22 protein-coding genes are annotated in these 24,460 nt (G+C 56.8%); 21 read left to right on the top strand and 1 reads right to left on the bottom strand.

Translation table 11 applies throughout. The features are described 5' to 3' along the window. Positions 1-284 precede the first annotated feature (284 nt). Together HY011_05695 and HY011_05700 are read left to right on the top strand one after the other, a co-directional pair. Entirely contained in the window at positions 285-608 is a 324-nt protein-coding gene (locus HY011_05695) for a TMEM14 family protein (protein ID MBI3422412.1), read from the top strand. Between the two features lie 93 nt (positions 609-701). After that, entirely contained in the window at positions 702-1,331 is a 630-nt protein-coding gene (locus HY011_05700; GenBank protein MBI3422413.1) for a superoxide dismutase, read from the top strand. Positions 1,332-1,438: 107 nt separating this feature from the next. Here HY011_05700 and HY011_05705 read toward each other — a convergent pair whose 3' ends face one another. Further along, positions 1,439-3,067, bottom strand: coding sequence for a Do family serine endopeptidase (locus HY011_05705; protein MBI3422414.1), 1,629 nt, complete (start codon positions 3,065-3,067; stop codon positions 1,439-1,441). Positions 3,068-3,555: 488 nt separating this feature from the next. Between HY011_05705 and HY011_05710 the strand changes: the two genes are divergently transcribed. The 19 genes from HY011_05710 (at position 3,556) to HY011_05800 (ending at position 24,452) form a co-directional block, all read left to right on the top strand. Then, entirely contained in the window at positions 3,556-4,125 is a 570-nt protein-coding gene (locus HY011_05710) for a thymidine kinase (protein ID MBI3422415.1), read from the top strand. A 194-nt stretch (positions 4,126-4,319) separates the two neighbouring features. Then, positions 4,320-5,378, top strand: coding sequence for a class II fructose-bisphosphatase (glpX, locus tag HY011_05715; protein MBI3422416.1), 1,059 nt, complete (start codon positions 4,320-4,322; stop codon positions 5,376-5,378). 21 nt (positions 5,379-5,399) lie between these two features. After that, a complete protein-coding gene (locus tag HY011_05720; protein ID MBI3422417.1) occupies positions 5,400-5,897 on the top strand; it encodes a DUF2085 domain-containing protein in 498 nt (165 codons plus the stop codon). Between the two features lie 14 nt (positions 5,898-5,911). Next, entirely contained in the window at positions 5,912-6,478 is a 567-nt protein-coding gene (locus HY011_05725) for a hypothetical protein (GenBank protein ID MBI3422418.1), read from the top strand. Between the two features lie 819 nt (positions 6,479-7,297). After that, positions 7,298-8,710, top strand: a complete 1,413-nt coding sequence (locus HY011_05730; protein ID MBI3422419.1) for a hypothetical protein — start codon at positions 7,298-7,300, stop codon at positions 8,708-8,710. A 611-nt stretch (positions 8,711-9,321) separates the two neighbouring features. Further along, positions 9,322-10,221 (top strand): DUF3473 domain-containing protein, encoded by a 900-nt coding sequence (locus HY011_05735; GenBank protein ID MBI3422420.1) that lies wholly within the window; start codon positions 9,322-9,324, stop codon positions 10,219-10,221. Positions 10,222-10,352: 131 nt separating this feature from the next. Further along, positions 10,353-11,507 (top strand): FemAB family PEP-CTERM system-associated protein, encoded by a 1,155-nt coding sequence (locus HY011_05740; protein MBI3422421.1) that lies wholly within the window; start codon positions 10,353-10,355, stop codon positions 11,505-11,507. Positions 11,508-11,765: 258 nt separating this feature from the next. After that, on the top strand, positions 11,766-13,076 hold the full coding sequence (locus HY011_05745; protein ID MBI3422422.1) for a TIGR03087 family PEP-CTERM/XrtA system glycosyltransferase: 1,311 nt from the start codon (positions 11,766-11,768) through the stop codon (positions 13,074-13,076). A gap of 95 nt (positions 13,077-13,171) precedes the next feature. After that, positions 13,172-13,954 carry a methyltransferase domain-containing protein gene (locus HY011_05750; GenBank protein ID MBI3422423.1) on the top strand — a complete coding sequence of 261 codons (783 nt, stop codon included), beginning with the start codon at positions 13,172-13,174 and terminating at the stop codon, positions 13,952-13,954. After that, positions 13,932-14,969 carry a polysaccharide deacetylase family protein gene (locus HY011_05755; protein MBI3422424.1) on the top strand — a complete coding sequence of 346 codons (1,038 nt, stop codon included), beginning with the start codon at positions 13,932-13,934 and terminating at the stop codon, positions 14,967-14,969. The genes HY011_05750 and HY011_05755 overlap by 23 nt, the downstream gene beginning before the upstream one ends. Positions 14,970-15,045: 76 nt before the next feature. Further along, the gene (wecB, locus tag HY011_05760) at positions 15,046-16,134 is read left to right on the top strand and encodes a UDP-N-acetylglucosamine 2-epimerase (non-hydrolyzing) (GenBank protein MBI3422425.1); all 1,089 of its coding nucleotides are present in this window, start codon (positions 15,046-15,048) and stop codon (positions 16,132-16,134) included. A gap of 7 nt (positions 16,135-16,141) precedes the next feature. After that, positions 16,142-17,371: a glycosyltransferase, exosortase A system-associated gene (locus tag HY011_05765; protein MBI3422426.1), complete on the top strand. Its 1,230-nt coding sequence runs from the start codon at positions 16,142-16,144 to the stop codon at positions 17,369-17,371. A 273-nt stretch (positions 17,372-17,644) separates the two neighbouring features. Further along, positions 17,645-17,845, top strand: coding sequence for a DUF2283 domain-containing protein (locus HY011_05770; GenBank protein ID MBI3422427.1), 201 nt, complete (start codon positions 17,645-17,647; stop codon positions 17,843-17,845). A gap of 16 nt (positions 17,846-17,861) precedes the next feature. After that, entirely contained in the window at positions 17,862-18,779 is a 918-nt protein-coding gene (locus tag HY011_05775) for an ABC transporter permease (protein MBI3422428.1), read from the top strand. Positions 18,780-18,845: 66 nt separating this feature from the next. Continuing rightward, on the top strand, positions 18,846-20,105 hold the full coding sequence (locus tag HY011_05780) for an ABC transporter ATP-binding protein (GenBank protein ID MBI3422429.1): 1,260 nt from the start codon (positions 18,846-18,848) through the stop codon (positions 20,103-20,105). Between the two features lie 53 nt (positions 20,106-20,158). Further along, positions 20,159-21,064 carry a glycosyltransferase gene (locus HY011_05785; GenBank protein ID MBI3422430.1) on the top strand — a complete coding sequence of 302 codons (906 nt, stop codon included), beginning with the start codon at positions 20,159-20,161 and terminating at the stop codon, positions 21,062-21,064. A 144-nt stretch (positions 21,065-21,208) separates the two neighbouring features. Next, entirely contained in the window at positions 21,209-22,102 is an 894-nt protein-coding gene (locus HY011_05790) for a class I SAM-dependent methyltransferase (protein ID MBI3422431.1), read from the top strand. 342 nt (positions 22,103-22,444) lie between these two features. Beyond that, entirely contained in the window at positions 22,445-23,434 is a 990-nt protein-coding gene (locus HY011_05795; GenBank protein MBI3422432.1) for a glycosyltransferase, read from the top strand. A gap of 94 nt (positions 23,435-23,528) precedes the next feature. Then, the gene (locus tag HY011_05800) at positions 23,529-24,452 is read left to right on the top strand and encodes a glycosyltransferase family 2 protein (protein MBI3422433.1); all 924 of its coding nucleotides are present in this window, start codon (positions 23,529-23,531) and stop codon (positions 24,450-24,452) included. Positions 24,453-24,460: the final 8 nt, after the last annotated feature.

The raw sequence follows: 24,460 nt of genomic DNA on the forward strand, positions 1-24,460 counted from the left end.
TTAAGTGTTAGATCGTAAAGGCAAAATAGTTTTAAGGCCAATTTGAGCTGCTGCTTTCGTGTGCAGCAAGAGAAAAATGGCGCATTGCAGCGTGAGCTTGAGCGCTGGTTGGCCTGTCAGATTTAGCGGACACGTGGCAGTGTAGAAACCGGTTTGCGCGCTCAGCAAAGGATGCGGTAAGCTGCTTGCGCAAGTTACCAAGCTGTTCCAGTTGCACTTCCAATAACAACCTTGATTACGGAGGCTGTGCGCCGTGCAGGCAGCGTAGCGTCTGAGGACAAACTATGAGTACACCGTGGGTAGTGTTGATTTATGGCATTCTGGTGGCGGCTGGTGGCGTGATGGGCTACGCCAAGGCGGGCAGCACCGCTTCGCTGGTGGCTGGCGCCGTATCTGGACTTTTGTTGGCTGGCGGTGCGGCGCTGATGCTAAAGGGGAATTACCAAAATGGCTGGTGGCTTTCGTTGGTGGTGACATTGTTGTTGTTGGGCCGCTTTGGGAAGGCCGCACTGACCAGCGGGCTCAAATTTATGCCCGGTGGGATGGTCATCATTGTTAGCCTCATTGTGTTGGCGGCATTGTTTATGAATCGCACAGCAAGTCGCTGAAACTGTCTTGAATGAATAGCACTTCTGGGCAGGCCTGCTTGGGCTTGCCGCTCGTATACTTTTTTGAATTAACTTTTAGGAGGGAACTAACCAATGGCTACTGTTTATAAAGCGCAAAGCTTCAACTTGAGCAACCTGAATGGCATCTCTGATGGGACGCTAGCGATGCACTTCAAATTATATGAAGGCTATGTGACCAACACGAACATTCTGAACGAGAAGATTGCCACCATGGCCAAAGGTGAGATCACCGCGAACGAAATGCCGGTTTATTCGGAACTGACGCGCCGTTTGGGATTTGAATATAACGGCATGGTTTTGCACGAGTGGTACTTCGGCAATTTGAAAAACGATGGTAGTGGCGACCCGGCGGCGGATTCGGCTTTTGCCAAAGCGGCGGCGGCCAGCTTCGGCAGCTATGAGCAGTGGAAAAAGAACTTCGTTACTGTGGGGAAAATGCGCGGGGTGGGTTGGGCAGCGACCTACCTTGATCCGGTCAGTGGCGGCTTGTCGAACCACTGGATCAACCTGCACGAGTCGGGCAATGTGGCGGGTTTTGTGCCGGTACTGATTATGGACGTTTGGGAGCACGCTTTTATTCGCGATTACGCTCCGGCAGATCGTCCGAAATATATTGAGGCGTTCTTCTCGAACATCAACTGGGATGCCTGCGATGAACGCCTGACCAAAGGCGCCGCGAGTCGCCCGGCAGTGATTGGCTAGTCGCAATTGGCAAGCGCCGGTGGTTATCGAACTGAAAAACGAAAGCCCGCCTTTGATGAAAAGGCGGGCTTTCGTTTTGTTTAAGATTGTTAGCTAGCAGTTGACGGCTATTCTTGCGGTTGCACAAGCACGACGCGCGCACCACCCGTGTCACGGACGCGGATGAACGCCTGCTTCTTGCCGCCGAGTTTCGCTAAGGCAGCGTTGAACTCATTGACATTGCTAACAGGTTGGCGGGCGACCTCAATGATGACCATGCCAGGGCGCAAGCCAGCCGCAGCGGCATCGCTGCCAGGGTCAACATCGGTGATCACCACCCCGGTCGTGCCTTCGGGCAAGCGGTATGGGCGCGCTTTTTCTGGTGTCAGATTGTCTACGCTGACACCGGCGAGCGGGCCGCTGGCTTTGGCTGACGCGGCGATAGGCGTTTCTTCTTTTTCCTTCGCCACCGGTTCAACTTCGGCAAGTTTGATGGTCAAATCGCGCTCGGAACCGTCACGCCAAATTTTTACTTTGACGGGCGTGCCCGGCGACGTTTGCGAAACCATGTTACGCAACTCGCTGCTATCCACGATGCGCTTGCCATTGATCTCGGTAATGATGTCATACGGTTTGACGCCAGCCTGATCGGCGGGTTGACCTTTTTCGACATCCGAAACGAACGCGCCAGAGGTGCCGTTATAACCGAGTTCTTTGGCATACTCATTCGATACTGCGCTGACCACAACGCCCAGCTTGCCACGCCGGACTTTGCCACCCTTGACGAGTTGATCCATCACATTGCGCGCCATCTTGGCCGGGATGGCAAAACCGATGCCGATGCTGCCACCGCTGCCGCCCGCCAAAATTTGCGAGGGGATGCCGATCAATTCACCGCGCAAATTCACGAGCGCCCCGCCCGAATTGCCACGATTGATGGCAGCATCGGTTTGGATGAAATCTTCGTAGGGCTGACTGCGAATGTCACCGGTGCGTGTGGTGCTGCGGCCTTTGGCGCTGATGATGCCCATCGTGACGGTCTGGCCGACACCTAGGGGATTGCCAATCGCCAAGACTAAATCGCCAACTTGTACAGCTTCGGAATCGCCGAATGTTACAGTCGGGTAGCCGCTGCCTTCGATCTTGATGACAGCCAAGTCACTGGGCGGATCGGTGCCGATGACTTTGGCGACGACTTTGCGCCGGTCAGGCAATTCGACCTCGACTTTTTCCGCCCCTTCCACGACGTGATTATTCGTGATGATGTACCCATCACCAGTCACGAGCACGCCAGAGCCGACTCCGTTGGGCACCAAACGCGGCGCGCGCTCCTGGCCTTCGCCTTGTGGCTGACGAGGTTGCGGGACCACGCGGCGGCGCGGTGTGCTTTCATCATCCTGATCCGGCAAGCCAAAGAAATCGCGGAATGGATCAATAAAACCAAACCCCTGACGGCGTTGATCCTGTCGCGCGGAAACTTCGATGGTCACGACGGCGGGCGTGACGGCTTTGGCGATCTGCGCAAAACCGCCATTCAAAACGATGTTCTGATCTAAAGCCGGACTTGGTGCGGCGACGGCTGATTTCGGTTCTTCAGCCCGCGCACTTGAAAAGGGCATCCAGCCCTTGGCGGTAACCACGGCGCCCAGCAACGTGCCCAGCATGAGCACCCCGGCGGCGACGCCACTGAGCAACTTCCAGCTTGGACGGCGCGGTTGCTCGCGCGCAATGATGATGTTGTCGAATTCATTATTCATAGACTTCACACTCCCTCAAAAACTTCTTGATTTCCTCTGCAATTCCAACTGTCTTCCAATATATCCAAATAGGGTCTGCAAGCAGGACGCTTGAACGATTCCACCGCGACTGTACGAATCATTGGCGTCGCTGGTTCAGCGAACGTTGCACATCTTAACAACGGCACTGTGCCTTTTCAAGAATCACTACAGTCGCTCTTAACATCTTTAACAAACGTGAGAAACCGGCAATGCCGACGTCTGTTTCAGACGCTACAAAGAGCCGCGCAAGGGCCGTTGCAAGGCTTAGGAACGGCGCTCCAAAGCTGTCTTGCACAAGCCGCAACGTTTGGTGTAGAACTTGAAAGCATAAGTCGTCAGGCAGCAGTAAGCCCGCGCAAACCAGTCCCGCAACAACCAGACGAGCGCAAGTCCAGCAGCAGACCAGTAGCAGAGAGGAAACATCCAAGTTGAAGCAGCTCGGCAAGCCCTTGCAAGATAGCAATAGTATGGCAGGTTCAGTCGAAGTTATCGTTGGCTCCATGTTCAGCGGCAAAAGCGAAGAGCTGATTCGCCGTCTGCGCCGCGCCCAAATCGCCCGGCAGAAAGTCCAGATTTTCAAACCCGTGATTGATGCGCGTTATTCCGAGACGCACATCGTCTCGCACTCGGCCATGAAGATCGAATCGGAAGCCGTGGCCGCCGCACACGAAATCGTGGCCCTGGTCGAGGCTGACACCGAAGTCGTGGGCATTGATGAAGGCCAGTTTTTCGATCAGGAATTAGTCGCCGTGGCCAATCAACTGGCGGGGCAGGGCAAACGCGTCGTGATCGCGGGGCTGGATATGGATTATCTGGGCCGTCCGTTTGAGCCGATGCCTCTATTGATGGCGATTGCCGAGGACGTTACCAAGACCCGCGCCGTGTGCATTCAATGCGGCAGTCCGGCCACCTACACGCAACGTCTGATCGCCAGCCGTGAACGTGTGGTCGTCGGCGCTGCGGATGCTTATGAAGCGCGTTGCCGGGCCTGTTTCGATCCGCGGCTGGGCGAGGCCAAAGAAAACGCTACTGATTGAAACCGCGCAAGGCGGTTAATGACGGTGGAATAAAATGGGCCACCGGTTGAGATTGAATGCCTGACATTGGATGCCATCGCATCAATTTCGTCATGAGTTCGCCACGGGCGAGGCATTCGGTTCAATCGGTGGCCTGCTTTCTTAGGCTCGCACGTACCAGCAAACGACCGTCATTTTCCCAGGGAGTCCATGCTATGAATAATCCGAACCTGCCTCCGCGCCCGCTGGAATACGATCTGCTCTATGATTTTCTGCGTGTCGTCGAAGCCGCCGCCATCGCTTCAGCGCGCACGATGGGACAAGGTGAGCGCAAATACTCTGACCACGTCGCGGTCGAGACGATGCGCACCGTGATGGACACGATGCCGATGGACGGCACCATCGTCATTGGCGAAGGGGAGCGTGACGAAGCGCCGATGCTTTACATTGGCGAACGGCTCGGACTGGGCGCGCACAAAGGCAATCGGCGCCATTATCCGAAAGTAGACATCGCGGTTGATCCGCTGGAAGGGACGAATCTATGCGCGACCGGTTCGGCCAATGCCATTGCGGTGTTGGCAGCGGCTGAGAAAGGCGGGTTGTTGCATGCGCCCGATATTTACATGAACAAGATTGTCGTCGGCCCTTCGGTCAAAGGCGCGGTGGATATTGACGCGCCGGTACGGCGGAATCTGAAAGCGATTGCCAAGCGGTTGCACCGTAAAGTCGAAGACCTCGTCATCGTCGTGATGGATCGTCCGCGCCATAAAAAACTGATCAACGAAATTCGCGCCGCTGGCGCGCGCATTCAGTTGATCTCTGATGGCGATCTATCGGCGGGCATTTCGGCGGCGGTCGCAGGTTCGGGCGTGCATGCGCTGATGGGCATTGGCGGCGGGCCTGAGGGCGTGATTACGGCGGCGGCCATGCGGTGTTTGAACGGCGAGATTCAGGCGCGCTTTGTCATGAAAGAGCAACTCGAAATGGCTGAAGACCGCGCCAAGATTGCCGATGGGGTATTCGACCGTATGCAGGCGATGGGCATCAAAGACCCGACCCGTGTTTTCAGCACCGCCGAACTGGCACCGGGCAATAAAATTATTTTCGCGGCTTGCGGTGTGACCGAGGGGACGCTGATGCGTGGTGTGCGTTTCTTTGGGCACGGCAAGCGCACGCATTCGCTGATCATGACGACGGAGACCAAGCATGTGCGGTTCGTAGATACTGTACACGTCGAGGGCGGACCCGACGCGTTTGTACGGTTTGATAAATGATCGTCAAACGCGACTTGCAAGATGAACGTGAAGGTCGCAAATCCGGCTTGGATTTTATACTCCGCGTTAGTGCTGCTGGCGTGTGGCTGGTTAGTGGCGGTTGTGGCGGCGCCAAAGTTAATGTGCAACGGGTCTGAATGGGTAGCGCTGATTTTGTATCGCACGTTTGCCCTCGTATGCCATCAACGCAATGAGCGTTCGTTCCATTGGTGCGGCTGGCCCTTGGCGGTCTGTGTGCGCTGCACGGGGATTTACCTGGGTGCGTTGCTTGGCTTGTTATTGTATCCGTTTTGCTATCGTCCGGATAACGCATCTGTGCCGGCCAAACGCTATCTGCTGTTGGCCTCGACGCTGTTAGCATTGGATTGGGTCTTGGGCGTGGCGGGTGTGTTCAGGCAGAATCCCGGCACACGCTTGGTGACAGGGTTGATGGCCGGTGCCGTGATTGCATTTTATGTTTTCCCAGCTTTGAGGCTGGCATTATTGCCATCCGCATCAAGCAGAACTGAAGTGACTTAATGGAGACCGAAGGAATGCCGGAAACGGAGCGCAGCCAACCGGCTTTAATTGGCGGTTTGCTCATCGGCGTCTTGTCGGTGTTGCCGCTGGTGCAAGCCGCCAATTTCTGTTGCTGCCTGTGGGCGTGGGTAGGCGGCGTGACCACGGCAAAGCTTTACATTGATCGCTCGGCACAACGCGTAAGCTGGGCTGAAGCCGCGCGCGTGGCGTCAATTGCAGGCTTGCTGGGCGCTGTCATACGCGTTTTTATTGGCACCCCAATTGAGCTGGCGACTTTTCCGGCTTCGTTAAGAGCGATGGAAGAAGTAGCCAAGAGCTTGGCCGATCCACAAAAGCAGCAGTTATTAGAGATGGTGAGCAAATTACAGGAGCTTTCCACTGCCCAGGCATTATTTCAATTTTTATTGCCAGCCAGCATTTTGGGGGCGCTGATTTTATTTGCCTTTACGGTGCTGGGCGGGTTGCTCGGCGTGGCCTTATATGAGAAAAGGCCCGCCGCACCTGGCCCCGTTGGAGGTTCCTCGGAAGGGTCAGCAGAGGGAGCGGAAACATACGGTAAAAACACCGATGATGACCAATGAGGTAGCTGCAAGTCTGTGAGCCTCTTTCCATGCGTGAAGAGGAAGATACGTTTGATGGGCTTGTTGTGCTAGATTGTGAATAGCCGATGGACTGAGTAAAAATTTGATTTCCCACAAAAAAGCACTAGCCAGCCATGCAGTGCCTGATTATAATGCCAACGTCTATTCGGGCGAAATTGCGAGTTCAGTGAACTCGCCAGCTTCGATGTTGTTCCTCACCGAACGGCATCAACACTCACAGAAAAGCGGCCATGTGTCCCGCAGCGGCCGCATACGCTAAGTTAAGCATAGGTTTTTGAGCAGACTATAGAGCTGTAAAGGGCGGTTATGGTGAACTCTGCTCTGTGGTGGCCCTATCCCTGCGCGACTCATCACAGGAAAGGCCGCCAGAGAAAGGCTTGGCATTAGGCGAGAGTCTTTGTTTTTTGTCCTTGCTAGCACAGTCTATTGGCAGCGGCCAATCGGTATGAGCTGGCCACACGAGTCTTGAGATTGGCAGTTTGACCTCTTGGCCTTGATTCCCAACGCGCTTTTTCATAAAGAGCAGGCTCACGTGCAAGCTTGTTGCATTTTTGTCCTGATGACGTGCGAGATACCGGTCGCAATGGCGGTGCCATTCTACTTATTACTGTTGCTTCCCAACGAAAGCATCCCATCCGGCGTCCGTTATCTAAAGAACTGCTATTGGTGCGCTAGACACTGAAGCGGATAACAAACTACACACAACGGCATCCATCAGAGTCGAACGGCAGAGTCGAAAGGCGCAAGCCGAACGGATGTCCAGACCCCTCACTGGTCTGCTTAGACTCGGGGAAACAAATGAAGGCTTTATCGTCCTCACGGGCGGCATCCTGTGCGGCTGGGTTGGCCATGCCACGCGCAGTGTCGAATTTCGTCGTCTATCGGAATTTAGACGTTCCACTCGATAAAACAGACAAAACCCCTGAAAATAGCTTTGCTCCCAAGGCTGTAATCAACTTTCTCAACCAAGCGGCCCCAGTAGCGGGTGCCAAACCCGGCAGCAAACTGGCGAGTCTTTCCAAGTGGAAAACCAGCATCGAGGAGGATGCGCAGGGGTTATTAAATTCGCTGCACCGCTTGGTTTCTGTGCATCCGTTAGTGCGTTCGACGCTGAATGGACAGCAAGCTTCGGCCACATTGGCGCCGATTTTTTCGACGCATGATTTAACGCAGGATTTGTATTTGCTGCTACTTGAAAAAGGGCGCTTTAACCATTACCTGGAAAGCCAGATGACGGACGCTGAAATTGAGCGTGAGATTTTTCAGATCGAATTGACAAACTTTCTCATTGGACGGTTACGCCGCCGCCGTCCAGAGAATTACCGCATTGTGCGTCGTGTGAGCGGGGTGCTGGAAAGCGAAGCCCAGTTTAAAGTCTTCCACAAAAAAATCGGTCAGTCGGGTCGTTACCGTCAAGCGGCGGATGTAATCTATGGCTTACACACCTGGGCGGACGGCAAGCCGATGCGTGATAGCGGGACTTTCATGGATTTAATCGCGCACCTCCCTATGCGGGTGCGTAACCTGCGCCGCGTGGGCTGTCGCGGGGAAGCGCAGGTGATCGTGACGAATCAGGAGCTAACCGAATTGATGGTCGAGATTTTGCGCGCCATTGATTCGCCGGCTCCCTTACGTGTGTTACGTCAGTTGGCGTTGTCAAAACTGCCGGTTTATGACGCCGAGATCGGTTCGCTGGATGAGGAAATGAATGAAGAGCGGCTTCAGCGGCGCTATGCAGTCGCGCTGATTTCTGCGGAAGCCGGTCCCGAACAGCTTGCTTTGTTACAGGAAAGTGAGCGGCAGGCTCGCTTTCTTGCAAATGAATTTCTTGACGGGCTGCTGCACGCCACCAAATCGAATTGGGTGCGCACCGAACGTTTGTGGCGGGTGTTATGGCATTGCTTCTTTGATCCGGCTGAGCCGTCGCAATTGTTGATTGCGGATCTGGTCGGTATCTCGGATTCTTCGGTCAGCGATTATCGCCGCAAATTGGAAGCCGAGTTACGCAAACTGAACCTTACGATTGACCAAATGCGCCATTTCACCGAAGAGTTAAGTGAGCAGTTACGCTGGCGGCTGGCGCTGCCTGAGCAACCCTCTTCTATCCCGTGTGAAGTAAGGTCAGCGGAATGGGATACCGCATGGTTGCCAAATCAATATCCTGTGAGGCCCAGATCACTACAAATGCTTGAGGTAATGCAGGCTGCCTAGCCACAGGCAGCCTGGCAGGAGACCAAAAAGATTTGGGGTGGTCGGTGGGCAGATGCTGAGTTCTAATTTTCTTTTCTGTGTTTGAACGGGTTTCAACTTGATTGCTTGCAGTGTCACAGCTATGATCTGCGCCGTTCAAGCAAAGACATAGACGGAGTTTCTGAAGTTCTGTGTTCTGGTGATCTTGCCCCCTCACCTCTCCACGGCATCGTTGCAAACTGACACTTAGGTGGTTGACCCGTTGCTACAGTGTTCAGGTTCGCGTTTGTTGGCAAAGGCGATAGGCAATATGCATGTGAGAAAGCTGCGGCAGACACGTAGCAGATAGTTGTACCATCCCCTCCACACTTCGTTCTGCCAATTTCGAAATGGCCTGGTGCCCGGTAGCTGTGGTCGTCTTAATACCACTGGCTTCGGGGAAACTCCTGAACGATACCAAACACGTTTTGTAAACATTGACGGATGAGCTGTAGCAGGAAGCTGTTTTGAGCAGTGATTTATATTGCGCTCAATGACGGACATCGCATTACAGCGTTTGAAGCTCTCCCCACAAGCTAGTTCGGATCGCCATTTCACCCGTGAGCGAAAAGACTATGGAGAAGAACAATAAAATGCTAAATGCTCTGACCGTGGACGTGGAGGATTACTACCAGGTCGAAGCCTTTGCCAATGTCGTGCCGAGTTCGGAATGGGAGCAGTGGGAATCGAGAGTGGAGCACAGCACGCAACGGTTGCTTGATCTATTTGGCCGCCACAATGCCCGTGGGACTTTCTTTGTCCTGGGCTGGCTGGCCGAGCGTTGCCCCCAGATGGTGCGCAAAATTGCCGAGGCGGGTCATGAAATTGCCTGTCACGGGTATGGCCACCGGTTTATCGGCAGCCAAACGCGGGATGAGTTTCGGGCCGATGTCCGCAGCGCCAAAGCGCGGCTTGAGGATTTGATCGGCATGGAGGTCGAAGGGTATCGCGCGCCGACCTATTCGATTACTGCCGCGTCATTGTGGGCCTTGGACATTTTGGTCGAAGAAGGGTTTCGTTATGACTCTTCGATCTTTCCGATTCACCACGACCGTTATGGGATTCCTGATGCGCAGCGTTTCCCTCATGTGATTCGTTGCGAAGCTGGGGAGATTTTGGAATTCCCCCCTTCAACGGTGCGTCTGGCTGGGCAGAACATGCCGATGGTGGGCGGCGGATATTTCCGGTTTTTGCCCTATCAATGGTTCCGTTGGGGGCTGAACCATATCAACAAAATCGAACAGCAAGCCGCGGTCTTCATGATCCATGCCTGGGAAGTTGACGAAGGGCAACCAGTGGTGCCTGGCACCCAACTCAATATCTGGCGGCACCGCTTCAACCTGCACAAAACAGAACCCCGGCTGGCGCGCTTGTTGGGCGATTTTCGCTTCACTACCGTCCGCAACGTTTTGCGCCTGAGCGAGCGCCCGGTGCATGTGGCTGAAACCGAACCAAGTTTGATCGGTTCTGGGCCGGTTTATGTGCACGAATAGCCCGGCAAACGCGACTTGCTCTGATCTGATATATAGGGGCGCAGTCCCGCAGCGCCGCACTTATTTCTTCGGCACTCCCTGTTCGTTGCGCCGATAAACATGCCGGTAAACATAAGGATAGTTGTTCACCTATGACTGCGGAAGCGGCGGCTCAAGCACTCGTGCCAGCAGTACCCACCCTGCTAAAACCCTCACCAGCACCTGCCGCCCAGCCGGTGTGTCTGACGATCAAAACGCATAATCCAGCCGATGAAACGGAGCGCGGACGTTGGGATCAGTATGTCAAACGCTCTGCCCAGGCGACGTTTTGTCATTTGTCCGGGTGGCAGCGTGTGATTGAGCGTACCTGGCAACATCGCAATCATAGCCTCTACGCCGAACGCGGGCCGGAAATCGTCGGTGTGCTGCCGCTCTTTCACGTGCAAAGTCCACTCTTTGGTTCGATGCTGATTTCATCACCCAATGCGGTTTATGGCGGCGTCGTGGCGGACGATGCCGAAGCCTACGAGGCTTTGCTCGCGCGCGCGCGGCAATTGGGCGCAGAGCTTCAGGTGGACTTCCTCGAATTGCGTAATCCGCCTGCTGCTGAATCCGATGAACCGGTTTTCGCGGAGCCTGGGTTTGAGCTTCAGGATCAGCTTTACGTCACCTTCGATCATCCCATCACGACGGATGAAGAGGCTTTGCTCAAGACCTTTCCGCGCGATACGCGCCGGATGATTCGGCAAGGCCCGAAGCACAATCTCACCGCAGAACTTTTGCGCACTGAAGCACTCGATCAGTTTTACAACGTGTATGCCACCAGCGTGCGCAATCTGGGTACGCCGGTCTTTCCGAAGCGGCTCTTTGCCGAATTCCTGCGTGAGTTTCCTGAGGACTGCGACATTCTGGTCATTCGGCAAGGCGAAAAGGTTGCCGGGGCGGTGCTGAGTTTTTATTTTCGCGATACGGTGATGCCGTATTACGCGGGCGCCTATGCGGAGTTTTACCGCGCGGGGATCAACAACTTTATGTATGCGGAACTGATGCGCCAAAGCGCGGCGCGCGGGTTCACGCAGTTTGATTTCGGGCGCAGCAAACGCGGCACGGGCGCCTATGAATTTAAGCGCGGCTGGGGCATGCAAGAGCGCGCTTTGCCCTATCAAATTCATCTGGTCAAAGCGCAACAGTTGCCCAATTTGAACCCCGCCAATCCGAAATTCAAATTGCTGATTGACCTGTGGAAACGGTTGCCGTTAGGTCTGACAAAGCTGCTCGGGCCGCCGCTCGTAAAGTATTTGCCCTGACCCCCGCGCCCCCGTGTTAGGCTATCCGCGCCTATGAGAAACTCTGGTGGTTTGGGGCTGCTGTGCCAGTAATGTTTCAGCATGGGCACCACTTGCAACGCGAAGACAGTCCCCCACTTCTCCCCCGATCGCACCACCAATTAAGCTGAACAAAAGCCAGGAGACAGGCGCTGGGATTAGGTGAACGTGATAGGCAAGGCGGCTTCAGCTTGACTGACCTGATAAACCAAATTGACCGTACCGGAAAAACCGCCTGAAATGAAACTGCTTTTCCTCGCACATCGCATTCCCTATCCGCCGAATAAAGGGGACAAGATTCGTTCGTTCCACCAACTGCGCGCGCTGGTCGAGCGCGGTCACGACGTCCACTTGCTCGCCTTTGCCGATGACGCCGGCGATCTGGGCTATCAAGTAGACCTCGCCAAACTTTGCGCCTCGGTGCAGATCATTCCGCTCAATCGCCAATGGGCGCAGTTGCGCGCCTTGCGCGCCTTGTTCAGTTCTAAACCCCTTTCACTGGGCTATTACGAATCCAAACCCATGCGCGCCGCCGTGCAACAGAAACTGGCGGAAGAAGAGTTCGACGCGGTCTTCGTTTATTCGTCCACGATGGCGCAATACGTGCCGCCTGAATTGGCGAGCCGCACGCTGGTGGATATGGTGGATGTGGATTCCGAAAAATGGCTCGATTACGCGCGCAAGGTCAACGCCACAAAATCATGGTTGTATAAGCTCGAATGGAAACGCTTGCGCCGCTACGAACAGGAAATCGTCGCCACCTACGGCCACACGCTGCTGACTACCCCGCGCGAAGCGGCACTGCTCAATCAAGTAGATGAATTCACGCGCCGCGCCCGGTTGCGCACGTTGACCAACGGCGTGGATTTGGCGCATTTCCGGCCCGAACCCTGGCGGTTGCGCATTCTGGATAAATTGCCGCTGCACGAACGCCAATGGTTTGCCGACCCGTCAGCGCCGCGCCTGGTGTTCACGGGCGCGATGGACTATTACGCCAATGTCGAAGGCGTCAAGTTTTTTGCCGAATCCATTCTGCCGCTGGTGCGCGAACGCGAACCGCGCGCCGAATTCCTGATTGTCGGCAGCAAGCCGACTGACGAAGTCAAACAACTCGGTCAATTGCCGGGTGTGCAAGTCACCGGCTTTGTCGAAGACGTGCGGCCTTATTTACAGGCGGCGACCGTTTGCGTGGTGCCCTTGCGCATTGCGCGCGGCGTGCAGAACAAAGTCCTCGAAGCGATGGCGACGGCCAAGGCCATCGTGGCGACTCCCGAAGGCGTCGCCGGTTTGAATGTCGCGGACGGCGAACAATTGCTGCTGGCGCATTCGCCGCGCAAGCTGGCCGAGCACGTCGTCAAGTTGATTCGGAATGAGGAGCTGCGGCGCGAACTGGGCGAGAACGCCCGCAGCTTTGTCGAAGAGCAGCACGATTGGGTGCCGCTGTTGCAGCGCTTCGCCGAACTGCTCGAAACGCTGGCCGTGCGCAACGGCAAGGCCAAGCTCGGCGCACAGGAATTGCTCAACCAGGGCGGGTTGGGCAGACGGCGCTAAAGCAGTTGGCGGTTGGCAGATGGCAGTTGGCAGGATAGGGCGCAGCGTACAACGTTGGGCAACGATACCTACAAGAAACTCCTGAAAGCATCTTGATGAAAACGCTCGCTAAGTGGCTGGCGCGCCATTTATTGCCGGGAGCGCTGCGCCGTCGGGCGATTGGCGCGTGGCAAGGGCACGCTTACATTCCGCCAGTCGGATTTGCCGACCTGGGCGATTTGCGGCGCGTCACGCCCATCAGCCGTTCGTTCGGCGCGGATCGCGGCACGCCCGTGGATCGTTACTACATCGAGAATTTTCTCGAACGTCACCGCGCGGATGTCAAAGGCCGCGTGCTCGAAATCGCCGAGGCCAGTTACACCGAACGCTTTGGCGGCGCGCAGGTGACCAAGAGCGAGGTTTTGCACGCCGAAGCGGGTAATCCGCGCGCGACATTGGTGGGTGATCTGACGACGGGCGAGAATCTGCCGTCAGACGCTTTTGATTGCCTAATCCTGACGCAGACCTTGCCGATGATTTATGATGTGCGGGCGACGTTGCAAACGATCTATCGCATCTTGAAACCGGGCGGCGTCGTGCTGGTAACTGTGCCCGGTGTCGCCCATCAAATTTCGCGGCAGGATATGGACAAGTGGGGCGATTATTGGCGCTTCACTTCCAAATCCATCCGCCGCCTGTTTGAAGAAGTTTTTCCCGCCTCACACGTACAAGTCGAAGCCTTTGGCAATCCGCTGACAGCGCTCGCGCTTTTGCACGGTCTGGTGGTAGAAGAGCTCACGCCCCACGAGTTGGATCATTGGGAAGCGGACTACGAAGTGTCCATTACAGTCCGCGCTGTTAAACCGGAGGCGACGCTTGCCCCATTCTCTGTGGCATAGCGTGCTGACGAGAGCGCGCTACGTCCTCACACAACATCAGTCACGCGCGTTGATCCTGTTTTATCACGGGGTAATGGAGGCTGTGTCTGATCCCTGGCGCTTGCACCTGCCGCCAGCGCGCTTCGCCGAACAGTTGGACATCATCAAACGCCACGCCACCGTGTTGCGCCTGGATGAACTGGTGCGCGGCTTGAACGAAGGCAAGCTGCCGCGCCGTGCGGTGGTCATCACCTTTGACGACGGCTATGCCAACAATCTGACGCACGCCAAACCGCTACTCGAAAAATACGGCGTGCCTGCGACGATTTTTATCGCCAGCGGCTATTTGGGCGGTCAGCGCGAATTCTGGTCGGACGAGTTGGAACGGCTGTTGCTCACGCCGGGCCGCTTGCCCGCGCATTTGCGTTTGCGCATCAATGGGCACAGCCCCGCCTGGGATTTGCGCGAAGCCGCCGATTACCAGCCGTCCGATTACGCGCGGCATCGTACCTGGAACGCCTGGCAACCCGAAACGCCGACGCTGCGGCACACGGTGTACCGTGCGTTGTATCAGGAAATGCAAACGCTGCCGCAAACCGAACAACAGCGCGTGCTGGCCGAGTTGCAGGCGCAGGTTGAATTCACCGCCGCGCCGCGCCCCTTGCATCGCTTTCTCACGCTGGCAGAGCTGCACTCATTGGCGCAAGACGAATTGATCGAGATTGGCTCGCATACGGTCACGCATCCGCTCTTGCCGCACTTGTCGCCCGCTGAGCAGGAAGGCGAAATTCACGACAGCAAAATCGCGCTGGAAGAAATCACCGGACGGCCCGTGACCAGCTTTGCCTATCCTTACGGACGCTACACGGCGGAAACCGCGCGCATCGTGCGCGCCACCGGCTTCCTGAGCGCCTGCGCCGCCGAAGGCACCGTGACACAGGCGAAAGCCGATCTATTCCAATTGCCGCGCTGCCCGGTGCAGGATTGGGACGGCGCACAATTTGAACGGTTGCTGACGTGGTGGTTCAGGCAATGATCTAGCTGGTGGGACGGACTTTTAGTCTGTCATGCCAGGCGTAGGGCAGTCTAAAGTCCGTCCTACAGTTTTTCGCATGATGAAATTCCTCAACATCGTCGGTGCCCGGCCCAATTTTATGAAGATGGCCCCTCTCCTCGCGGCCATCCAACGGCGCGCGGGCGCGGTCACGCAAACGCTCGTGCATACGGGCCAGCATTATGACGAAGCCATGTCGGCTTCGTTCTTCCGCGATTTGGGCATGCCCGCGCCCGACATCAATCTGGAAATTGGTTCGGGTACGCACGCCGAACAGACAGCGCGTGTGATGTTGGCCTTCGAGCCGGTCTTGCTCGAACAAAAACCGGATTGGGTGATCGTCGTCGGCGATGTGAATTCGACGCTGGCCTGCGCCCTGGTCGCGCGCAAGCTGGGCATCAAAGTCGCGCACGTCGAGGCCGGTCTGCGCAGCTTTGACCGCGACATGCCCGAAGAGATCAACCGCATTCTGACCGATCAACTTAGCGATTTGCTGCTGACGCCCAGCCCCGATGGTGACGCCAATCTGTTGCGCGAGGGCATTGCGCCCGAACGCATCGTGCGCGTCGGCAACGTCATGATTGACACGCTGCTCGAACAGGTCGCACGCGCGCAAGCTTCGCCCATCCTGCGTGAATTGGAATTGGCGCCGCATACTTACGGCGTAGTGACCTTGCACCGTCCGTCCAATGTGGATGAGCCGGAAAGCCTGCGCGGCATCCTGGCGGCGCTCGGCGAAATCGCGCGCGAATTGCCGCTCGTCTTTCCCGCGCATCCGCGCACACAGGCCCGCATGCGCGAATTCGGTCTGGCGGTTCCGGCAGGCATCCGCGTAATTGATCCGCTGGGCTATCTGGAATTTCTGCGTCTGTGGAGCAACGCCAAACTGGTGTTGACCGATTCGGGCGGCTTGCAGGAAGAGACGACCGCGCTGGGCGTCCCGTGTCTGACCTTGCGCGAAAGCACCGAACGCCCGATTACGATTGAACAGGGCACCAACCGCCTGGTTGGATGTGATGCCGAAAAGATCAAACAAACAGCCTTTGCCGTGTTGCGCGGCGAATTGAAACTGGCCGGGCGCGTGCCGGAGTTATGGGATGGCAAGACGGCAGCGCGCATTGTTGATGCTTTGCTGGCGCGGAGTTGAAGTAGTTATGCGGGTTTTACACGTCCTCGATCATTCATTGCCGTATTTCAGCGGTTACAGCTTTCGCAGCGATTACATCATTCGCACCCAGCAGCGCTTGGGATTGCAACCGATTGTCGTGACGTCGCCGAAGCACGAAGATTTCACCGAAGCCAAAGAAACGCGCGATGGCATTGCGTATTACCGCCTCAACTGGCCGGCGTTTTACGTCTTACCGAAGCCGCACACGGTGCCACTGCTCAAGCAGGCCGCCTGTGTGGCCGAGATGTCCAAACAGCTCACGAAGCTGGCGGCGGAATTGAAGGTGGACTTGCTGCACGCGCATTCGCCTTCATTAAACGGTTTGGCGGCATCCCGTGCGGCGCGACAATTGGGGCTGCCCTGCGTTTACGAAGTGCGCTATTACGAAGAAGACGCGGCAGTGGATCGCAAGAAGCTGAGCTTCAATTCGCCGCTCTACCGCCTCTCGCGCCGCCTGGAATGGGAGGCGTTGAAGCGCGCCGACCGGGTCGTGACGATTTGTGAAGCGCTCAAAGATGACCTGATTGCGCGCGGCGTACCCGCCAGCAAAGTGTTTCAAGCGCCGAACGGTGTGGACACGAAAGTTTTCACGCCGCGCGCGCCCGATACCGAACTGATTGCCAGGTATGGCTTGCAGGGTAAGACGGTGATTGGCTTCATCGGCTCGCTCTACCTGTTTGAAGGGCTGGAATTTTTAGTGGACGCGGTTTTGCAGTTGCTGAATCAGCGAGCCGATGTCAAACTGCTGCTCGCAGGTGAAGGAGAGGTCGAAGCTTCCCTGCGCAGTCGTATCCCCGCAGACAAACACGAACAAATCATCTTCGCCGGCAAAGTCCCCCATCCCCAAGTCAAAGCTTATTATTCCGTGATGGATGTGTTGGTCTACCCGCGCGTGCGCTCGCGGTTGACCGAACTGACTACGCCGCTCAAACCCCTCGAAGCGATGGCGCAACAGCGCGTCGTCGTTGGCAGCAACATCGGCGGCTTGCGTGAATTGATCCGCGACGGCGAAACCGGCTGTCTGGTGGAACCGGAAAACGTCGCCGCGCTCACCCAATGTTTGGCGGCTTTGGTGAATGACAAGGGGAAACGGCAGGCGCTGGCGCAACGGGGGCGCGAGTTTGTGGTGCGCGAACGGGATTGGGAACGGATTGTTGAACGGTATCTTGAGATTTATGGTGGACTGGCTGTGCGACAGCAAACGGCAGTTGCATAGAGGCGGTTATGCCTGGAAAACAGCTATCAAGTCATACCCGAGACGTACTTGCCGAGCGCAGCATAGCTGAGGATTGGGTTTGGCAAACGGTCAACGCGCCTGATAAGACCTAGCGGGGCGCTGACGGCAATTTCCACCTCGCCAAGCGCATTCACGAGCGACAGCAGCGTGTGTTGCACGTCGTGCTTGATGATGCAAAAGACCCGCAGATCATAGTGACGGTTTTCTTTGATCGCCGTTTGCAGATTTGAGAATGGCGAATGAGGTTGAGCGATGAGGTTGAAAATAGATAAAGAGTGCGACGCGCTCTATTTCCGGCTTGATGAAGCCGCGATTGTCGAATCGGAAGAAGTACAACCCGGCGTGATTCTGGATTTCAACGAGCAGGGCCAAGTGGTCGGCCTCGAAATCCTCGCGGTCAGCGCGCGCGTCAAACCTGAAATGTTACGCACCCTGCAATTTGAGACGGTTTAGTAACGCAATGAAACCCATGTCAGCCACCGTAGCTGAAAAAGAATTGGAACCCGCCGCGCGCGAAACCCGCGAGCACAGCGCACCCACGTCGTCATCATCAGTCGGCAGCGAGCCAATGCTCGAAAACACCATCGAGTGGAGCGACAGTTTGCTTGCCCACTTGCGCGAACTGTTCAAGCACGGCGAACTGCTGTACCTCGTCACGCAGCGCGAATTGAAGGTACGTTACAAACAGAGCGTGCTGGGCGTGCTGTGGGCCGTGTTGCAACCGTTTTCGCTGATGCTGGTTTTCAGCTTGTTCTTTGGGCATTTCAACCGGCTGCCGAGCGAGGGGCTGCCGTATCCGCTCTTTTCTTACCCGGCCTTGTTGCCGTGGACGTTCTTTTCGACGGCGTTGTCGTTCGCCATTCCGAGCCTGATTCAAAATTCCAATCTCATCACCAAGATTTATTTCCCGCGCGAGATCGTGCCGCTGGCGTCGGTGTTTGCGGCCTTTGTGGATTTCCTGATCGCCTCGCTGATCTTTGTCGGGATGCTCTTTTTCTATCACGTCTCACCAACGTGGAATTTGCTGTACGTGCTGCCGCTGCTGACGGTGCAAGTGCTTTTCACCATTGGCGTCTGTTTGCTGCTGTCGGCGTTCACGGTGCTGTACCGCGATGTGCGGCACACGCTGCCGCTGGTGATTCAGATTTGGATGTTCGTCACGCCCGTGCTTTATCCCGCGTCGAGCGTGCCGGAACGCTGGCGCAGCCTGTATATGTCGCTCAATCCGATGGCCGCGATCATTGACGGGTATCGCCGCTGTATCGTGAAAGGCCTGGCGCCGGAATTGAATTATCTGGCCCTGGCGGCGGGCGTTTCGCTGCTGCTGGTCTGGCTGGGCTACAAGTATTTCAAACATCTGGAACGGGAGTTTGCGGACATTGTTTGAAGAAGTAGTCAGTAGTCAGTAGTCAGCATGGCTATTAACTACTGACTACTGACTACTGACTACTCAATGAAGATTGTCACCGTAGATCATCTTTCAAAACGTTATCGGCTGAGCCGCCTCGGCTCGAAATCCATTCGCGAAGAGTTGGCGCGTTTCGGGCAGCGGCTGGCGCAGGGGGCGCGCGCGGGCGATGGCAGCACGGACGAATTCTATGCCTTGCGCGAGGTGAGCCTGGAAGTCGAACAGGGCGAAACCGTCGGGTTCATTGGGCCGAACGGCTCGGGCAAGAGCACGATCCTGAAATTGCTGGCGCGCATCATCTATCCGACCAGCGGCAAACTGGTCGTGCGCGGCTCGGTGGCTTCGTTGATCGAAGTCGGCGCGGGCTTTCACCCCGAATTGACGGGGCGCGAGAACATCTTCCTGTATGGCTCGATCATGGGCATGAAGCGCGCCGAGGTGCGCAGCAAGTTCGATCAGATCGTCGCGTTCGCTGAGATGGAGCGCTTCATTGATACGCCGGTCAAACGCTATTCATCGGGGATGTACGTGCGGCTGGGGTTCGCCGTGGCGGCGCACATCAACCCGCACGTGTTGCTGGTGGACGAAGTGCTGGCCGTGGGCGATGCCGCCTTTCAGAGCAAGTGCCAGCAGCGCATCGAAGAGTTACGGCGCAACGGCATGACCATCGCCTTTGTCTCGCACGATATGGCGGCAGTTGAACGGTTGTGCAGCCGCGTGTTCTTCCTGCATCAGGGTCGTGTGTGTGCGCAAGGCACGCCACAGGACGCCATTAGCGCCTATTACAATGCGGTCGTTTTCAAAGCGGCGGAGCAGGAAAACCAGATCATGACCGCCAACAACGGTAACAACGAACGTGAGGCCGAGATTCTGAACGTGCGTTTTCTGGATCGGGACGGTTTGTCAGTGGATGCGTTGGCCACGGGCGAACCGTTGGTCGCGCAGATCGAATACGTCGCGCATCGCCCCATCGAAGACGCCGTGTTCGAGTTGTTCTTCTATTCGGCAGACGACCGCCTGCATTGCCATTTCACCACGGCGCTGACGGGCGAACAGTTGCCGAATTTGCAAGGGCGCGGCGTGATGGAAATTCAATGCGCCGAATTCGGCCTGGCGCCGGGCGTATTCAAGATTGACGCCACGCTGCTCAAACGCGGTTCGATTGCCGCCTACGACTGGAAGCCGCGCCAATATCTGCTCAAGGTGTTGCCGGGCAAGAAGGTGCGCGGAATGTTTTATGCGCCGCACCACTGGCGTTTGTTGCCGCCCAACGAAGCGCCCACAAGTGTGCCGAATGATTTGTAAGACGACTTGTACGACAGACCAAAGCTCATCCCCATCCCCCTTGCCGGAGTCTTATGACGAAGATCAGCGTGCTCGTATGCACGCGCAACCGTGCACAATCCCTGGCGCGCACGTTGCAAACGCTGTTGGCGTTACCGCAAGGCGCTGACTTTAACTACGACGTGCTCGTCGTGGACAACGCCAGTCGGGACGAAACGCGCGCCATCGTGCGCGAACTGCAACGCACGCACGCGCATTTGCAATACTTGGTTGAACCCAAGCCGGGACTCTCATTCGCGCGTAACACCGCCGTGCGCAACTGCCCGGGCGACTTGCTGGCTTTCACGGATGATGACGTGCTGGTGACAGAGGATTGGCTCAGCGATTTGCACGGTGAATTCAGCGCCGATCCGCAATTGCAACTGCTGTGCGGGCGCGTGCTGCTGGCGCGGGCGGAACTGGTGCCGGTCGCCTTTATGGATGTGAATGAGCGCCTGGTTGTGCGTTACCCGAACATCGGTGAACCGGTGATGGGCGCGAATATGATCATCCGGCGCAGCTTGTTTGAAGAGATTGGCTTGTTTGATGAGCGCTTGGGCGCGGGCCGATTTTTTGCGGGCGGTGAAGATACCGAGTTTGTTTATCGCGCGCTCAAGGCCGGTCATTACATGCTTTACGCGCCCAACGTGCTGGTCTATCACGATCACGACCGGGTCACCGAGGCGCAAGCAGAGCACTTGGAATACAGCTACGGCAAATCGTATGCGGCCTATCTGTTCAAACACATACTGCGGGGCGATGGCTATGCGGCGCGCGCGTTTTATTGGTCTTCGCTGGGTTTTTTGAAGCGGCTGGAACGGCAGCCGGATGAACCGGAAGCTAAATGGCGGCGGCGGCGCGCGCATGTGCGCGGCATTTTAGTAGGGTTGCTGACCTCACCCTGGGTGATGGGTTGGCGCAGTGGTGAAACACGCTTGTAAGTACAGCAAGCTTTCCAGCTTGCTGAGGCGTGGCTGAGAGTGCAGTCCAGCTTTGGAGGCGTTTTCGGCCAGCGGCAGCAAGTTGGAAAGCTTGCTGTACGGTTCGTGATGGTGCCGGAAACGGTGACAGAAAGGGTGACAGGCATGGTGACGGAGTTAGCATTGGGCATGGTGACAGGTGCGGGGTTGGCGCAGCGCTGGCAAGCGGCGCTGTTGTTGGAAGGCGAGACCGATTTGATTGAAAGCAGCGTGCGCGAATTGACCGAGTATTTCGGCATCAGCCGCGTGGATGCGTTGGAAGCCTGTGTGACGGCCTTACGCGAATCCAAACGCGAGTGGGAAGCCGATCCGCGCGAGACGCCCGCTGACATCGAAGCGTTTTACCGCACGACGCGCAGCTATTTGTTTGAACACCTGTGGTGGCACGCGACCGACCCGGAGGAATGCGCGGTCAACGTGGCCCTACTGGATTACGCGCGCGGCATCGGCGCGTATGAATACCTGGATTTTGGTTCCGGCGTGGGCGCGAATGCGATCCTGTTCGCGCGCCACGGTTTGAAAGTCACACTCGCCGATATTTCTCCCACGATGCTGGCGTTCGCGCGCTGGCGCTTGCAGCGGCGTGGTTTACACGCCGAGTTTATTGATCTCAATCACCAAGCTTTGCCGCGCCAGCAATTCGCCTTTGCGACGGCGGTGGATGTGCTGGAACACCTCTGCGACCCGGCGGCTGAAATGGAGCAGATCAGCCAGGCGTTGGTGGGCGGCGGTGTCTTTGCGTTCAACTTCCGCGCCGGACACGACCCCGAGCGCCCGATGCATATTTTGCCCACCGGCGCGCCGATCTTTCAGGCCCTGCGCGGTTGCGGATTGCGCGCGCTCACGTTGCGCGGCGACCTCGGTGCGGAATTGCAGCACCGCGAGTTTCATTGCGCCAAACGCATCCCCCAAAGCCGCGTGCGAAGCTGGGGCTATCAGGCGCTGGATTTGGTTTATCAGAGCGACCGCATGCAGCAATGGCTGCGCTGGGCGAGTTGAGTGAATTGCTCGCATTTGTCATTTGAGATTTGTCATTGGTCATTGTCTGGTGCGCCGCGCTGCAATTCCAATTCAATGACAAGTGAACGGTGACAAACGAACAATGAAAAATGGGTAGTGGTAAAAATGTAATGCTGCATTTTGCAGCCGCGTAGCGGCGACCTGAATTTAGCCCGGCGTTTCAACGCCGGGTAGCATCGTTCATAGTGCCCGCGTCGCGTCGCGACGGTTGAAACTGAGGCTCGCTACGCGACAAAAACGGACGAGCATTACATTTTTACCACTACCGAAAAATGAAAGCCCACTACAACAGGTGCTTCGTTGTCTGTCATCAGCAAAAGTATGTTGATTGATGTCATTATCCCCACCTTCAATCGCGCCGCGTTGCTCGAACGCGCCGTTCGCAGTGTGCTCGACGCACGCTGTGACGGGGGCTTTGAGGCCGTGGTGACGGTGGTGGATAACAACTCGACCGATGACACGGCGCAAGTGGTCGCGCGGCTGACGGCTGAAACGCCCACCAGCGCGCAAAGCCGGGTGCGTTACCTGCACGAAAAACGGCAAGGCAAATCGCATGCGGTCAACGCCGCATTGGTGGCGACGCACGGCGACATTGTCGCGCTGGCCGATGACGATCAATGGATGGACGCCGAGTGGCTGAATGTGATTCAGCGCGCGCTCGGCGAAGGCTTTGATTTTGTGACCGGCCCGGTGGAGGGCGATTGGCAAGCCGCGCCGCCGCCCTGGTATGACGACCGGTTGCGCGGCGTGTTGTCGCTGAACAGTTGGGGCGACCGGCGCATCGTTTACCGCGATGACGAAAACCAGCGCGCCCGCAGCATCTCTGGCGGCAACGTCGCCTTGCGGCGCAGCGTGCTGGGACGCGTCGGTCTGTGCTATCACCCCGAATTGGGCAAAACCGCCGACACCTTTGCGATGGGTGAAGATTCCGAATTGTTCCTGCGCCTGCGCCGCGCCGGCGCCCGCGGCCTGTATGAACCGCAGATGAAGGTTTCGCATCTGGTACCGCGTGAACGGCTGACTAAAAAATACTTTCGCGCCTGGCATCGCGGCTACGGCGCGTCAGTCGCGTTGCTCGATCAATTGCACCCGCAACCGGTCAGTTACTTTTGCGGCGTGCCGCGCTTTATGTTGCGGCAAACCGTCGAAGCCCTGCCGAAAATGCTGGCGGCGCGCTGGCGTGGCGATTTGCCGGGCAGTTTCGCGCAAGAGTTGCACTTCTGGTTCATGCTCGGCTTTTTGCAAGGCCGGCGCGCGCCAAAACCAGACCTCAGACCACAGACTTCAGACCTCAGACCGTTCAGTGGCTAAAGTCAGCAAATTTTGCGGTCAGACCACAGACACAGGTGTCCGTGGTCTGAAGTCTGAAGTCTGAAGTCTGAAGTCTGTGGTCTGAAGTCTGTTTATGACAATTAGCGTCATCATTCCTGCCTATAACGTGGCGTCTTACATCGGCGAAACGCTCGATTCATTGCTGGCTCAAACCTATACCGATTACGAAGTCGTCGTCATCAACGACGGTTCGACCGATGACACCGAAGCGGCCATCGCCCCTTATCGCGAGCGGTTTGGCGAACGGATGTTTTATCAACGGCAGGCGAACAACGGTTTGGCCAAAGCGCGCAACGCGGGCTTGCGCGCCGCGCGCGGGCGTTACATCGCCTTGCTGGATGCCGACGATCTCTGGGTGCCGGAGTTTTTGGAAAAAATGCTGGCCTTGCTCGAAAGCGATCCGGCGCTTGATTTGGTGTTCCCGAACGCCTGGTTCTGGGGCTCGCCGAATTTTTCCGGGCGGGAGTTCCAAGCGGTTTTCCCGGCTAGCGAACCGGTGACGTTTGAAAAGGTGTTGCGGCGCGAGTGCTATGTCTTCGGCCTGGTGCTTTTCAAACGCGAACTGCTGGAAACGGTTGGCTATTACGACGAAGCGTTGGGCGCGTCCGAAGATTTCGATCTGTGGTTGCGCATGTTGCGGCAAGGTTGCCGCTTCGGCTTCACGCGCGAACCGCTGGTGCAATACCGCTGGCGCGCCGAGTCGCTTTCCAACAACAGCGACAAATTGCTCAACAACCTGAGCAAGGTCTATCACAAATGGCTGCGCGATCCGGCCATTACCACCGAACAGCGCGCGTTGATCGAAGCGCAACTGCGCGACGCCGACGCCATGCTCAACTGGTCGCTTTACCGCGCCAAACTGCAATCCGGCGATTACCAACTAGCGGCGCAGCATCTGGCGCTGGCGAACGCGCATTATCGCAAGCTGAAACTCTCGCTAGTGCAACTGGGCTTGCGTGTCGTGCCGGGCTTGGTGGCCAAACTGGCGGCGCGGTAAAGGCTAAA

This window comes from Acidobacteriota bacterium (assembly GCA_016196035.1).
Classification (GTDB): Bacteria; Acidobacteriota; Blastocatellia; order RBC074; family RBC074; genus JACPYM01.

Coding starts and splice junctions, on each gene's coding strand:
- HY011_05765 (MBI3422426.1), top strand. CDS start 16,142: ATGCGGGTTTTACACGTCCTCGATCATTCATTGCCGTATTTCAGCGGT.
- HY011_05785 (MBI3422430.1), top strand. CDS start 20,159: ATGACGAAGATCAGCGTGCTCGTATGCACGCGCAACCGTGCACAATCC.
- HY011_05695 (MBI3422412.1), top strand. CDS start 285: ATGAGTACACCGTGGGTAGTGTTGATTTATGGCATTCTGGTGGCGGCT.
- HY011_05740 (MBI3422421.1), top strand. CDS start 10,353: ATGACTGCGGAAGCGGCGGCTCAAGCACTCGTGCCAGCAGTACCCACC.
- glpX (MBI3422416.1), top strand. CDS start 4,320: ATGAATAATCCGAACCTGCCTCCGCGCCCGCTGGAATACGATCTGCTC.
- HY011_05750 (MBI3422423.1), top strand. CDS start 13,172: ATGAAAACGCTCGCTAAGTGGCTGGCGCGCCATTTATTGCCGGGAGCG.
- HY011_05800 (MBI3422433.1), top strand. CDS start 23,529: ATGACAATTAGCGTCATCATTCCTGCCTATAACGTGGCGTCTTACATC.
- HY011_05735 (MBI3422420.1), top strand. CDS start 9,322: ATGCTAAATGCTCTGACCGTGGACGTGGAGGATTACTACCAGGTCGAA.
- wecB (MBI3422425.1), top strand. CDS start 15,046: ATGATGAAATTCCTCAACATCGTCGGTGCCCGGCCCAATTTTATGAAG.
- HY011_05700 (MBI3422413.1), top strand. CDS start 702: ATGGCTACTGTTTATAAAGCGCAAAGCTTCAACTTGAGCAACCTGAAT.
- HY011_05745 (MBI3422422.1), top strand. CDS start 11,766: ATGAAACTGCTTTTCCTCGCACATCGCATTCCCTATCCGCCGAATAAA.
- HY011_05775 (MBI3422428.1), top strand. CDS start 17,862: ATGTCAGCCACCGTAGCTGAAAAAGAATTGGAACCCGCCGCGCGCGAA.
- HY011_05790 (MBI3422431.1), top strand. CDS start 21,209: ATGGTGACGGAGTTAGCATTGGGCATGGTGACAGGTGCGGGGTTGGCG.
- HY011_05725 (MBI3422418.1), top strand. CDS start 5,912: ATGCCGGAAACGGAGCGCAGCCAACCGGCTTTAATTGGCGGTTTGCTC.
- HY011_05705 (MBI3422414.1), bottom strand. CDS start 3,067: ATGAATAATGAATTCGACAACATCATCATTGCGCGCGAGCAACCGCGC.
- HY011_05730 (MBI3422419.1), top strand. CDS start 7,298: ATGAAGGCTTTATCGTCCTCACGGGCGGCATCCTGTGCGGCTGGGTTG.
- HY011_05710 (MBI3422415.1), top strand. CDS start 3,556: ATGGCAGGTTCAGTCGAAGTTATCGTTGGCTCCATGTTCAGCGGCAAA.
- HY011_05795 (MBI3422432.1), top strand. CDS start 22,445: ATGTTGATTGATGTCATTATCCCCACCTTCAATCGCGCCGCGTTGCTC.
- HY011_05780 (MBI3422429.1), top strand. CDS start 18,846: ATGAAGATTGTCACCGTAGATCATCTTTCAAAACGTTATCGGCTGAGC.
- HY011_05770 (MBI3422427.1), top strand. CDS start 17,645: ATGAGGTTGAAAATAGATAAAGAGTGCGACGCGCTCTATTTCCGGCTT.
- HY011_05720 (MBI3422417.1), top strand. CDS start 5,400: ATGAACGTGAAGGTCGCAAATCCGGCTTGGATTTTATACTCCGCGTTA.